Raw genomic sequence first — 12,840 nt, 5'->3', positions numbered from 1 at the left:
CAGAAGAGCGGTGATACGCCGGCGAGGAGAAGAGGTTGAAGTCCAGGAAAGAGGTTGCCTCGGCGACCATGAAAGATGTTGCCCTGAAAGCAAAAGTCTCAACGGCAACGGTATCCCGAGCCTTAATGAATCCCGATAAAGTCTCTCAGACCACACGCAATCGTGTTGAGCAGGCTGCGCTGGAGGTCGGTTATCTGCCTCAGGCGATGGGACGTAACGTCAAACGTAACGAATCCCGCACTATCCTGGTCATTGTGCCCGACATCTGCGATCCCTTTTTCAGTGAAATCATCCGCGGCATCGAAGTGACCGCCGCGGCCCAGGGCTACCTGGTGCTGATCGGCGACTGCGCCCACCAGAACCAGCAGGAAAAAACCTTCATCGATCTGATTATTACCAAGCAGATCGACGGCATGCTGCTGCTCGGCTCACGCCTGCCCTTCGATGCCAGCATTGAAGAGCAGCGCAACCTGCCGCCGATGGTGATGGCCAACGAGTTCGCCCCTGAGCTGGAACTGCCTACCGTTCACATCGATAACCTCACCGCTGCCTTCAACGCCGTGAATTATCTACAGGATTTGGGTCATAAACGCATCGGCTGTATCGCCGGCCCGGAAGAGATGCCGCTGTGTCATTATCGCCTGCAGGGTTACGTTCAGGCGCTGCGCCGCACCGGGGCGACGGTGGATCCGCACTACATTGCCCGGGGCGATTTTACCTATGCCGCAGGCGGGCTGGCGCTGGAAAAACTGCTCTCGCTGCCCCAGCCGCCGACCGCGGTGTTCTGCCACAGCGACGTGATGGCGCTGGGCGCACTTTCGTATGCCAAACGTCGCGGCCTGAACGTGCCGAAAGATCTCTCCATCATTGGCTTCGATAACATTTCACTGTCTGAGTTTTGCGACCCACCGCTCACGACCGTGGCGCAGCCCCGCTATGAAATTGGCCGGGAAGCGATGCTGTTATTGCTGGATCAACTGAACGGCCAGACGGTCAGCAGCGGCTCCCGTTTACTGGACTGCGAATTGATCGTACGGGGCTCAACCCAGGCGCTAACGTAAAGCCGCCGCCTTTCAGACTTCCTCATCTGGTCAAAGGCCCGTCGCTTAAGTAACATGACGGGCTGACAAACGAATAAATACAGCGAAACGATAGTGGCACAACGAGATTATGTACGTCGCGGCCAGCCGGCACCTTCGCGACGCAAAAAGAGTAGCTCACGGAAACCGCAACGCAGCATGCCTGCGGTCTCGCCTGCCATGGTCGCGATTGCGGCGGCGGTACTGGTGGCATTCATCGGCGGCCTCTGGTTCATTACGCACCATAAAAAAGAAGAAGCAGAAGCGCTGCAGGGCAATAAAGTTGTCGGCAATGGCCTCCCCCCGAAACCGGAAGAGCGCTGGCGCTATATTAAAGAGCTGGAAAGCCGTCAGCCGGGCGTCCGTGCGCCGACAGAACCTTCTGCCGGTGGCGAAGTGGTGGATCCTACCCAGTTAACCAACGAACAGCGTCAGCTGCTGGCTCAGATGCAGGCAGATATGCGCCAGCAGCCTACCCAGCTTAACGAAGTGCCGTGGAATGAGCAGACGGCAGCGCAACGCCAGCAAACGCTGCAGCGTCAACGCCAGGCGCAGCAACAAATTCAGCAACAACAGCAGTGGGCGCAGAGCCAGACGGTACAGCAGCCGAAAGCGCAGCCGCGCGTAACGGAACAGCCGTATCAGCAGCCTAAGGTCGCGCAGACGCAGCCGGTTCAGCAGCCTAAATCACAGCCGTCTAAGCAAAACCAGCCATATCAGGATCTGCTGCAAACCCCGGCACATACCACCGCTCAGGCACCCAAAACGCAGCAGGCTGCGCCGATCAGCAAAGAGACCGAGGCGCCAAAGCAGACGGCTGAGAAGAAAGACGAGCGCCGCTGGATGGTGCAGTGCGGCTCCTTTAAAGGCGCAGAGCAGGCAGAAACCGTGCGTGCGCAGCTGGCTTTCGAAGGCTTTGATTCACGCATCACCACCAATAACGGCTGGAATCGCGTGGTGATTGGCCCGGTGAAAGGTAAAGACAATGCCGATGGCACCCTCTCTCGTCTGAAGATGGCGGGTCACACAAACTGCATTCGACTCGCTTCCGGGGGTTGAAACCCCCAAAATCCCCCCCATCTATCATTCTATTCAGCCCTGAGCACAGGCTCAGGGCTTCTGTTTCCCGATTCTGTAACCAGGGGGTCTGCTCGTGACAACAATAGTAAGTGTACGCCGTAACGGCCAGGTGGTGATTGCCGGTGATGGCCAGGCCACGCTGGGTAATACCGTCATGAAAGGCAACGTGAAGAAAGTGCGTCGTCTGTATAACGACAAAGTGATCGCCGGTTTTGCAGGCGGTACTGCTGACGCCTTCACGCTGTTTGAACTGTTTGAACGCAAACTGGAAATGCATCAGGGCCATCTGGTGAAAGCCGCCGTTGAGCTGGCAAAAGACTGGCGTACCGACCGCATGCTGCGCAAGCTCGAAGCGCTGCTGGCGGTAGCCGATGAAAATGCCTCGCTGATCATCACCGGTAACGGTGACGTGGTACAGCCAGAAAACGACCTGATTGCTATCGGTTCCGGCGGCCCGTACGCCCAGGCCGCCGCCCGCGCGCTGTTGGAGAACTCCGACCTGGGCGCGCGCGATATCGCTGTGAAAGCGTTGGATATTGCAGGTGATATCTGCATCTACACCAACCACTTCCACACCATCGAAGAATTGCCGTCTAAGGCGTAAGGATTTCTCATGTCTGAAATGACCCCACGCGAAATTGTCAGCGAACTGAACAAACACATTATTGGCCAGGATAACGCCAAGCGTTCCGTGGCCATCGCCCTGCGTAACCGCTGGCGTCGTATGCAGCTGGATGAAGTGCTGCGCCATGAAGTGACGCCAAAAAACATTCTGATGATCGGCCCAACCGGTGTCGGTAAAACCGAAATCGCCCGTCGTCTGGCCAAGCTGGCGAACGCGCCTTTTATCAAGGTTGAAGCGACCAAGTTCACCGAAGTGGGCTATGTCGGGAAAGAAGTGGACTCTATCATCCGCGATCTGACCGATTCCGCAATTAAAATGGTGCGCGTCCAGTCCATCGAGAAAAACCGCTATCGCGCCGAAGAGATGGCGGAAGAGCGCATCCTGGATGTGCTGATCCCACCGGCGAAAAATAACTGGGGCCAGGCAGAACAACCGACTGAGCCGTCTGCGGCACGCCAGGCATTCCGCAAAAAACTGCGTGAAGGCCAGCTGGATGATAAAGAGATTGAGATCGATCTCGCCGCCGCGCCGATGGGCGTGGAAATCATGTCACCTCCAGGCATGGAAGAGATGACCAGTCAGCTGCAGTCCATGTTCCAGAACCTGGGCGGGCAGAAGCAGAAGCCGCGTAAGCTAAAAATCAAAGACGCGATGAAGCTGCTGATTGAAGAAGAAGCGGCCAAACTGGTGAACCCGGAAGAGCTGAAGCAGGACGCCATCGACGCGGTTGAACAGCACGGTATCGTGTTTATCGATGAGATCGATAAAATCTGTAAGCGCGGTGAGTCCAACGGCCCGGATGTCTCCCGTGAAGGCGTACAGCGCGACCTGCTGCCGCTGGTCGAAGGCTGCACCGTCTCCACCAAGCACGGCATGGTGAAAACTGACCATATCCTGTTTATCGCTTCTGGCGCGTTCCAGGTGGCCAAGCCGTCAGATCTGATCCCGGAGCTGCAGGGTCGTCTGCCGATCCGCGTTGAGCTGCAGGCGCTGACTACCGAAGACTTCGAGCGCATCCTGACCGAGCCGAACGCCTCTGTCACCGTGCAGTACAAAGCGCTGATGGCGACCGAAGGCGTGAACATTGAGTTCACCGAGGACGGTATCAAGCGTATCGCCCAGGCGGCATGGCAGGTTAACGAAACCACCGAAAACATCGGTGCGCGTCGCCTGCATACCGTGCTGGAACGCCTGATGGAAGACATCTCTTATGATGCGAGCGACCTGAATGGTCAAAGCATTATCATCGATGCCGACTATGTGAGTAAGCACCTTGATGCTTTAGTAGCAGATGAAGATCTGAGCCGTTTTATCTTATAATCGCGGTCATTGCATTTTCATCACTGATGATGGGGCTGAAAAGCCCCATTTTTATTGGCTAAACATCCTATGACTAAAATCAGCCGTACGCGTGCCTGGCTGGAAAGCCTGCGTCCTAAAACCCTTCCTCTCGCCTTCGCCGCCATTGTGGTGGGTACGGCCCTGGCGTGGTGGCAGGGACATTTCGACCCTCTGGTGGCCGCGCTGGCGCTGATCACCGCCGGGCTCCTGCAAATCCTCTCTAACCTCGCTAACGACTATGGCGATGCCGTGAAGGGCAGCGATAAGCCCGACCGTATCGGCCCCTTGCGCGGGATGCAGAAAGGGGTGATCACCCAGGCGCAGATGAAGCGGGCATTGATTATCACCGTCGTGCTGATTTGTCTCTCCGGGATTGCGCTGGTGCTGGTGGCCTGTAAAACCCCGGCGGATGCGGTTGGCTTCCTCGTGCTCGGTCTGCTGGCGATTGTCGCAGCGATCACCTATACCGTCGGCACCCGTCCTTACGGCTACATCGGGCTGGGTGATATTTCGGTGCTGGTGTTCTTCGGCTGGCTGAGCGTGATGGGCAGCTGGTATCTGCAGGCGCATACCCTGATCCCTGCCCTGTTCCTGCCGGCTACCGCCTGCGGCATGCTGGCGACGGCGGTGCTCAATATCAACAACCTGCGCGATATCGACAGCGATCGGCTGAACGGCAAAAACACCCTGGCAGTTCGTCTGGGGCCGGTGAATGCGCGCCGCTACCATGCCTGTCTGCTGATGGGCGCCCTGCTCTGTCTGGCGCTGTTTAACCTGCTTTCTCTGCACAGTATCTGGGGCTGGCTGTTTGTGCTCGCCACGCCGCTGCTGGTCAAACAGGCGCGATTCGTTATCCGCGAGCAGAGCGCCTCGGCGATGCCGCCGATGCTGGAACGCACGGTAAAAGGGGCATTGCTGACTAACCTGTTGTTCGTGATTGGGATTGTGCTTAGCCAGACGCTAAGTTAGCTGACAAATATCAATTAACAATTGATGATTTTGCCAACAATGCATTTCGCGCGATATACTGAAATCACTCGCAGCAACTGAACCTTAAGCCTATGAAATACGATACCTCTGAGCTTTGTGACATCTACCAGGAAGATATCAACGTCGTAGAACCGCTGTTTTCCAACTTTGGAGGACGGTCGTCGTTTGGCGGACAGATCATCACGGTGAAGTGTTTTGAGGACAACGGGTTGCTGTACGATCTGTTCGAACAGAACGGCCGTGGTCGCATTCTGCTGATCGACGGCGGCGGCTCCGTGCGTCGCGCATTAATCGATGCAGAACTTGCCCGTCTCGCCACGCAAAACGAGTGGGAAGGCATTGTCGTGTATGGCGCAGTGCGTCAGGTGGATGACCTCGAAGAGCTGGACATCGGCATTCAGGCGATTGCCGCCATTCCGGTGGGTGCCGCAGGTGAAGGCATTGGCGAAAGCGACGTGCGCGTCAATTTCGGCGGGGTAACGTTCTTCTCTGGCGACCATCTGTATGCCGATAACACCGGCATTATCCTGTCTGAAGATCCGCTGGATATCGAGTAATAAAAAGCCGGGTGACGGCTTCGCCTTACCCGGCCTACAAATTCTACTCTGCGTTTTGCAGAAACAAAAAAAGCATCCTCAGGATGCTTTTTTATGTCGAAAGAAAATCACACTTCTTCCATACGTCCCAGCAGGGCATGCAGACGATCCTGCCAGCCGTTCTGCTGTTCGCGCAGATGGTGGTTTTCACGCTCCAGCTCTTCGCGACCGTGCTGAGCAGTCTGAATTTCCTGCGACAGCGCGTTATTTTTTTCTTTCAGCTCTTCGATTTCCATCTGCAGCAGGGTGATGGTATCAATCGCCTGCTGTACTTTCGATTCCAGTTTCTCAAACACTTCTAACGACATAATCCTACCTCTCCTGAATTTGCAAGGCGACGCTTGACGTAAACGCGCACAACACCTGGTGTCGATTGTATGGAGCCCCGCCCTCCCTGTCCAGCGGCAGACCGCGCAGATTGCGGTTTGCAACACTTTTCAGTCTCCTCCTGGTGCGTTCGCATCATATACCCCTAAATTGTTAACACTTTAGTTAATGGAATGCTTCAGCCCACCCTGGTGTATAAACGCTAACGCACACTTCATGGCGCGTTATCGCTCATTTTGTTGACACGGCACACACATTTTAATTTCGATATTTCTCGTTTTTGCTCGTTAACGATAAATTAACACTGTGTCTACAGGACATCGTGGCGATCGTGACGATCGGCGCGATGACAATAACCATTAATTTTCTGTCAGGATCCGATTATGAGTGAAACATCAACCTTGAAAGGCCAGTGCATCGCAGAGTTCCTGGGTACTGGGTTGTTGATTTTCTTTGGCGTAGGATGCGTAGCGGCGCTAAAAGTAGCGGGCGCCAGCTTCGGTCAGTGGGAGATCAGCGTGATCTGGGGTCTGGGCGTGGCGATGGCCATCTACCTGACGGCGGGTGTTTCAGGTGCCCATCTTAACCCTGCGGTGACCATCGCGCTGTGGCTGTTTGCCTGCTTTGATAAACGCAAGGTTGTGCCCTTCATTGTGGCGCAGTTTGCCGGTGCCTTTTGCGCAGCAGCATTAGTTTATGGGCTCTATTACAATTTGTTTATCGACTTCGAACAGACGCACCAGATGGTGCGTGGCAGCACCGAGAGCCTCGAGCTGGCGGGTATCTTCTCCACCTATCCGAACCCGCACATTAACTTCGTGCAGGCCTTCGCGGTGGAAATGGTGATTACCGCTATTCTGATGGGCGTCATCATGGCGCTGGGCGATGACGGCAACGGCATTCCGCGCGGGCCGCTGGCACCGCTGCTGATTGGCCTGCTGATTGCGGTGATCGGCGCATCTATGGGGCCGCTGACGGGCTTCGCCATGAACCCGGCGCGTGATCTGGGGCCCAAGACGTTTGCCTTCTTCGCTGGCTGGGGCGACGTTGCCTTCACCGGCGGCAAAGATATTCCTTACTTCCTGGTGCCGCTGTTCGGCCCCATTGTAGGTGCTGCGCTGGGCGCATTCGGCTATCGTAAGCTGATTGGCCGCCACCTGCCGTGCGACACCTGTGTCACAGAGGAGAAGGACGCCACCTCTGCTACACAACAAAACGCTTCGCTGTAATCTGACTACGGGACCACCACTATGACCGACAAAAAATATATCGTTGCGCTCGACCAGGGCACGACCAGCTCCCGCGCTGTCGTTATGGATCATGACGCGAACATCGTCAGCGTGTCACAGCGCGAATTCGAGCAAATCTATCCTAAGCCAGGCTGGGTTGAACACGACCCGATGGAGATCTGGGCGTCGCAAAGCTCGACGCTGGTTGAAGTGCTGGCGAAAGCCGATATCAGTTCCGACGAGATTGCAGCCATCGGCATCACCAACCAGCGTGAAACGGCCATCGTCTGGGAACGCGAAACCGGTAAACCGATTTATAACGCCATCGTCTGGCAGTGCCGCCGCACCGCGGATATTTGCGAGAAGCTCAAGCGCGATGGCATGGAAGAGTACGTGCGTAGCGCCACCGGCCTGGTGGTGGACCCCTACTTCTCCGGCACCAAGGTAAAATGGATCCTCGACCACGTCGAAGGCTCCCGCGAGCGTGCCAAACGCGGCGAACTGCTGTTCGGCACCGTAGACACCTGGCTTATCTGGAAGATGACCCAGGGGCGCGTCCACGTGACCGATTACACCAACGCCTCGCGTACCATGCTGTTCAACATCCACGAGCTGGACTGGGATGACAAAATGCTGGACGCGCTGGACATCCCGCGCGCTATGCTGCCGCAGGTGCGTAAGTCGTCCGAAGTGTATGGCCAGACCAACATCGGCGGTAAAGGCGGCACCCGTATTCCGATTGCCGGGATCGCCGGTGACCAGCAGGCGGCGCTGTTTGGCCAGCTGTGCGTAAAAGAAGGGATGGCGAAAAACACCTACGGTACCGGCTGCTTCATGCTGATGAATACCGGTGAGAAGGCGGTGAAATCAGAGCATGGTCTGCTGACCACCATCGCCTGCGGCCCGCGCGGCGAGGTGAATTACGCCCTCGAAGGCGCGGTGTTTATGGCCGGGGCCTCTATCCAGTGGCTACGCGATGAGATGAAGCTTATCAGCGACGCCTTCGACTCGGAGTATTTCGCCACCAAGGTGAAAGATACCAACGGGGTGTACGTGGTACCGGCCTTTACCGGTCTGGGTGCACCGTACTGGGACCCGTATGCTCGCGGAGCGATTTTCGGCCTGACGCGTGGGGTAAACTCTAACCACATTATTCGCGCCACGCTGGAGTCGATTGCCTATCAGACCCGTGACGTGCTGGAAGCGATGCAGGCCGATTCCGGTATTCGTCTCCACGCCCTGCGCGTGGACGGCGGTGCGGTGGCGAATAACTTCCTGATGCAGTTCCAGTCCGACATCCTCGGCACCCGCGTGGAACGCCCGGAAGTGCGTGAGGTAACGGCGCTGGGTGCTGCTTATCTTGCCGGTCTGGCGGTTGGCTTCTGGCAGAACCTGGACGAGCTGCAGGAGAAAGCGGTCATCGAACGCGAATTCCGCCCGGGCATCGAAACCACCGAGCGCAACTTCCGCTACAGCGGCTGGAAGAAAGCCGTGAAACGCGCCCTGGCGTGGGAAGATCACGACGAGTCGTAATACTTGCCCCTAACCCTCTCCCCTTTGGGGAGAGGGAACTGCAACACCCTCGCGGGCCTCCAGCCCGCACCTTCCCCACTCTGTGATAAACTTCGTGCAATTCCTTTTGACCGCACGAGTACCCCATGAAACGTGAACTTGCTATCGAATTCTCCCGCGTGACCGAAGCCGCCGCCCTGGCGGGCTACAAATGGCTTGGCCGTGGCGACAAAAACATTGCCGACGGTGCAGCCGTCCATGCCATGCGCATTATGCTTAACCAGGTCAATATCGACGGCAATATCGTGATTGGCGAAGGCGAAATCGACGAAGCACCGATGCTGTTTATCGGCGAGAAAGTCGGGACCGGCCATGGCGACGCGGTGGATATCGCCGTCGACCCGATTGAGGGCACCCGCATGACCGCCATGGGGCAGGCCAATGCTCTGGCCGTACTGGCCGTGGGCGACAAAGGCACCTTCCTCAACGCGCCGGATATGTATATGGAGAAGCTGATTGTCGGGCCGGGCGCCAAAGGGGTTATAGACCTCAACCTGCCGCTGGCGGACAACCTGCGCAACATCGCCGCCGCGCTCAATAAGCCGCTGAGCGAACTGACGGTCACCATCCTGGCAAAACCGCGTCACGATACCACCATCGCCCATATGCAGCAGCTGGGCGTGCGCGTCTTTGCCATCCCGGATGGCGACGTGGCGGCCTCCATCCTCACCTGCATGCCGGACAGCGAAGTCGACGTGCTCTATGGCATCGGCGGTGCACCGGAAGGGGTGGTTTCTGCCGCAGTGATCCGCGCCCTCGACGGCGATATGCAGGGTCGTCTGCTGGCCCGCCATGAAGTGAAAGGCGACAGCGAAGAGAACCGCCGTATCGGTGAACAGGAGCTGGCCCGCTGCGCCGCGATGGGTATCGAGGCCAATACCGTGCTGCGTCTGGATGATATGGCGCGCAACGATAACGTCATCTTCTCCGCCACCGGCATCACTAAAGGCGATCTGCTGGACGGCATCACCCGCAAAGGCAATATGGCCACCACCGAAACGCTGCTGATCCGCGGTAAATCACGCACCATTCGCCGCATCCAGTCGATTCACTATCTCGACCGCAAAGATCCGGACGTGCAGACCCACATTCTGTAAAACCGTTTGATCAATTGAGCTTTCCGGCCCGCACGGGCTGGAAATCTCCCTCTCAGGAAAGGAAGATAGATCCCGGGATCAGTACAGGAGAACATCATGGCAGACTGGGTAACAGGTAAAGTCAAAAAGGTAGAGTTCTGGACCGATGCGCTATTTAGTCTCACCGTCAATGCGCCCATCCATCCCTTCACGGCCGGGCAATTTGCCAAGCTGGGGCTGGAAATCGACGGTGAACGCGTGCAGCGCGCCTACTCCTATGTCAACGCGCCGGATAACCCGGATCTCGAGTTCTATCTTGTCACCGTTCCTGATGGCAAACTCAGCCCGCGCCTGGCGGCCCTCAAACCCGGCGATGAGGTCCAGATCGTCAGCGAAGCCGCAGGTTTCTTCGTGCTGGAGGAAGTCCCGGACTGCGATACCCTGTGGATGCTGGCGACCGGTACCGCCATCGGCCCGTACCTGTCGATCCTGCAATACGGGAAAGACCTGGAACGTTTTAAAAATATCGTGCTGGTACATGCCGCGCGCTATGCCGCTGACCTGAGCTACCTGCCGCAGATGCTGGAACTGCAGAAACGCTATGAAGGGAAAGTGAAAATTCAGACGGTGGTGAGTCGTGAAACGGTGGCGGGTTCACTGACCGGCCGCGTGCCGGCGCTGATTGAAAACGGTGAACTGGAAGCTGCCGTTGGCCTGCCGATGACGGCAGAGACCAGCCACGTGATGCTGTGCGGCAACCCGCAGATGGTGCGCGATACCCAACAGCTGCTGAAAGAGACCCGGCAGATGACCAAGCATTTACGCCGTCGTCCGGGCCATATGACTGCAGAACACTACTGGTAACTAGCGGTACTTTACGTCGAGCGTATCTTTACCGTATTTATTCTCGCCCTGGGTGCCGACGAATGCGCCCAGGTCGACAATAATCATCACAAAAATAATGGTGGGGATCAGCCTGCCAACCGCCCACGGCAGCATGGAAGGCAGCATCGACCAGTTGCCTGCCAGCAGCATCCACGCCAGCACCACCAGCAACGCCCACAGCCCCGAGCGGCCACGGTCGTGCAGACGTTTCACTAACACCGCCGCGGTCGGCCACAGCAGCGAAACCAGCGCGAATGCCGCCGTCTGGGTGTTCAGCCACGCGTTATTCGCAAAAATAAACAGACCCAGCATGGCAACAATCCATATGCCAATCCAGATCCAGAAATCACGGCGTCCAATACGCCCTTTGAATGAAAACAACCACTGCTGTATGGTCATGTCGGGGTTCCTTAAAATCATTGCGGAGCGTAGTTTACCCTGGAGACGCATCCTTTTGACAAGCCAGCCAGATATCGTTTTAATCGTGACAGTAACATTCAGAGACTTTATTGATGAAGATGTGGTTTCACCTTATTTGGCTGGGTTTAACACTGTCGTGCGCGAGTGTTTCTCTGCACGCTGCCGAGACATCCGCACCGGCTACCGCCCCGTATGTGATGCCGGGTGCGCCGTCGTTTGATCAATCCATTAGCCTGTTCCGCGAAGCCTTCAACCGCGATAACCCTACCCTGTCGCTGAATGAGTTTCGCGCCATTGACAGCGCCCGCGATACCCCCAACCTGACCCGTGCCGCCAGCAAGATTAATGAGAATCTGTACGCCTCAACGGCGCTGGAGCGCGGAACGCTCAAAATCAAGAGCATGCAGATCACCTGGCTGCCGATTCAGGGGCCGGAGCAAAAAGCCGCCAAAGCCAAAGCGCTGGAGTATATGAGCGCGATTTTACGGGCGTTCACCCCGGCGTTAACCAAATCACAAAGCCAGCAAAAGCTGCAAAAGCTGCTGGCTGCCGGTAAAAACAAACGGTACTACGCCGAAACGGAAGGCGCGGTTCGCTATGTGGTGGCAGATAACGGCGAAAAGGGGCTGACCTTCGCTGTTGAACCGATTAAGCTGGCGTTATCTGAGAGCCTCGGTGGGTCGAATTAATGACAAAAAGCAAAGCCTTTCGAGGGAAAATCTCTATACTGATTCACAGACCATGCTGCCCAGCCGGGTGGCCATATTCCTTAATTCGCTCTTGAGCGTGGAGAATTGAAATGCGACATCCTTTAGTGATGGGTAACTGGAAACTGAACGGCAGCCGCCACATGGTAAACGAGCTGGTAGCTAACCTGCGTAAAGAGCTGGCTGGCGTGACTGGCTGTGCTGTTGCGATCGCTCCGCCGGACATGTACCTGGATATGGCTAAACACGCCGCTGACGGCAGCCACATCGTTCTGGGTGCGCAGAACGTTGACGTTAACCTGTCTGGCGCGTTCACCGGTGAAACCTCCGCTGAAATGCTGAAAGATATCGGCGCGAAATACATCATCATCGGCCACTCTGAGCGTCGTACCTATCACAAAGAGTCCGACGAGTTCATCGCTAAGAAATTCGCCGTGCTGAAAGAGCAGGGTCTGATCCCGGTTCTGTGTATCGGTGAAACCGAAGCCGAAAACGAAGCAGGCAAAACCGAAGAAGTGTGCGCACGTCAGATCGACGCAGTGCTGACCACTCAGGGCGCGGCAGCATTCGAAGGCGCAGTCATTGCTTACGAGCCAGTATGGGCGATCGGTACCGGCAAATCTGCCACCCCAGCTCAGGCTCAGGCGGTTCACAAATTCATCCGTGACCACATTGCTAAAGCAGACGCGAAAGTGGCTGAGCAAGTGATCATCCAGTACGGCGGTTCCGTAAACGCAGCGAACGCCGCTGAGCTGTTCACCCAGCCGGACATCGACGGCGCGCTGGTTGGCGGCGCATCCCTGAAAGCAGACGCTTTCGCGGTAATCGTTAAAGCAGCAGAAGCAGCTAAACAGGCGTAATTGCTTTGCGGCGGGTGGCGCTTCGCTAACCCGCCCTACGGTTCTGTAGGCCC

At 56.8% G+C, this 12,840-nt stretch carries 14 protein-coding genes; 12 read left to right on the top strand and 2 right to left on the bottom strand.

The annotated features are described in order from the left end of the window. The first annotated feature begins 35 nt into the window (after positions 1 to 35). From cytR to rraA, 6 genes are all read left to right on the top strand, one after another. Positions 36 to 1,061 carry a DNA-binding transcriptional regulator CytR gene (gene cytR, locus V7Q49_RS20160; RefSeq protein WP_333854712.1) on the top strand — a complete coding sequence of 342 codons (1,026 nt, stop codon included), beginning with the start codon at positions 36 to 38 and terminating at the stop codon, positions 1,059 to 1,061. Positions 1,062 to 1,154: 93 nt separating this feature from the next. After that, entirely contained in the window at positions 1,155 to 2,138 is a 984-nt protein-coding gene (ftsN, locus tag V7Q49_RS20155) for a cell division protein FtsN (protein WP_333854711.1), read from the top strand. Positions 2,139 to 2,232: 94 nt separating this feature from the next. Then, complete coding sequence (gene hslV / locus V7Q49_RS20150) at positions 2,233 to 2,763, top strand: ATP-dependent protease subunit HslV (RefSeq protein ID WP_032615282.1); 531 nt, start codon at positions 2,233 to 2,235, stop codon at positions 2,761 to 2,763. Between the two features lie 9 nt (positions 2,764 to 2,772). Next, positions 2,773 to 4,104 carry an HslU--HslV peptidase ATPase subunit gene (gene hslU / locus V7Q49_RS20145; RefSeq protein WP_333854710.1) on the top strand — a complete coding sequence of 444 codons (1,332 nt, stop codon included), beginning with the start codon at positions 2,773 to 2,775 and terminating at the stop codon, positions 4,102 to 4,104. 69 nt (positions 4,105 to 4,173) lie between these two features. Next, complete coding sequence (gene menA, locus V7Q49_RS20140; protein WP_333854709.1) at positions 4,174 to 5,094, top strand: 1,4-dihydroxy-2-naphthoate polyprenyltransferase; 921 nt, start codon at positions 4,174 to 4,176, stop codon at positions 5,092 to 5,094. A 92-nt stretch (positions 5,095 to 5,186) separates the two neighbouring features. Beyond that, on the top strand, positions 5,187 to 5,672 hold the full coding sequence (gene rraA, locus V7Q49_RS20135; RefSeq protein ID WP_333854708.1) for a ribonuclease E activity regulator RraA: 486 nt from the start codon (positions 5,187 to 5,189) through the stop codon (positions 5,670 to 5,672). A gap of 107 nt (positions 5,673 to 5,779) precedes the next feature. On the opposite strand, the gene zapB is transcribed toward rraA, so the two are convergent. Then, positions 5,780 to 6,019: a septal ring assembly protein ZapB gene (gene zapB, locus V7Q49_RS20130; RefSeq protein WP_039032130.1), complete on the bottom strand. Its 240-nt coding sequence runs from the start codon at positions 6,017 to 6,019 to the stop codon at positions 5,780 to 5,782. 402 nt (positions 6,020 to 6,421) lie between these two features. On the opposite strand from zapB, the gene V7Q49_RS20125 reads away from it, so the two are divergent. From V7Q49_RS20125 to fpr, 4 genes are all read left to right on the top strand, one after another. Next, positions 6,422 to 7,267 carry an MIP/aquaporin family protein gene (locus V7Q49_RS20125; protein ID WP_333854707.1) on the top strand — a complete coding sequence of 282 codons (846 nt, stop codon included), beginning with the start codon at positions 6,422 to 6,424 and terminating at the stop codon, positions 7,265 to 7,267. A gap of 21 nt (positions 7,268 to 7,288) precedes the next feature. Beyond that, positions 7,289 to 8,800 (top strand): glycerol kinase GlpK, encoded by a 1,512-nt coding sequence (gene glpK / locus V7Q49_RS20120; RefSeq protein ID WP_333854706.1) that lies wholly within the window; start codon positions 7,289 to 7,291, stop codon positions 8,798 to 8,800. A gap of 125 nt (positions 8,801 to 8,925) precedes the next feature. Further along, complete coding sequence (gene glpX / locus V7Q49_RS20115) at positions 8,926 to 9,936, top strand: class II fructose-bisphosphatase (RefSeq protein WP_333854705.1); 1,011 nt, start codon at positions 8,926 to 8,928, stop codon at positions 9,934 to 9,936. Between the two features lie 96 nt (positions 9,937 to 10,032). Then, positions 10,033 to 10,779, top strand: coding sequence for a ferredoxin--NADP(+) reductase (gene fpr, locus V7Q49_RS20110; RefSeq protein WP_333854704.1), 747 nt, complete (start codon positions 10,033 to 10,035; stop codon positions 10,777 to 10,779). Here the strand turns inward: fpr and V7Q49_RS20105 are convergent, their stop codons facing one another. Continuing rightward, positions 10,780 to 11,199: a DUF805 domain-containing protein gene (locus V7Q49_RS20105; protein ID WP_333854703.1), complete on the bottom strand. Its 420-nt coding sequence runs from the start codon at positions 11,197 to 11,199 to the stop codon at positions 10,780 to 10,782. Positions 11,200 to 11,312: 113 nt separating this feature from the next. On the opposite strand from V7Q49_RS20105, the gene V7Q49_RS20100 reads away from it, so the two are divergent. Continuing rightward, positions 11,313 to 11,909: a YiiQ family protein gene (locus V7Q49_RS20100; RefSeq protein WP_333854702.1), complete on the top strand. Its 597-nt coding sequence runs from the start codon at positions 11,313 to 11,315 to the stop codon at positions 11,907 to 11,909. Between the two features lie 110 nt (positions 11,910 to 12,019). Continuing rightward, positions 12,020 to 12,787: a triose-phosphate isomerase gene (gene tpiA, locus V7Q49_RS20095; protein WP_032615300.1), complete on the top strand. Its 768-nt coding sequence runs from the start codon at positions 12,020 to 12,022 to the stop codon at positions 12,785 to 12,787. Positions 12,788 to 12,840 lie beyond the last annotated feature (53 nt).

The organism is Leclercia sp., assembly GCF_036780805.1.
GTDB lineage: Bacteria > Pseudomonadota > Gammaproteobacteria > Enterobacterales > Enterobacteriaceae > Enterobacter.
Note: the sequence above shows the minus strand (reverse complement) of the source record. Positions and strands in the feature narration are given on the sequence as shown.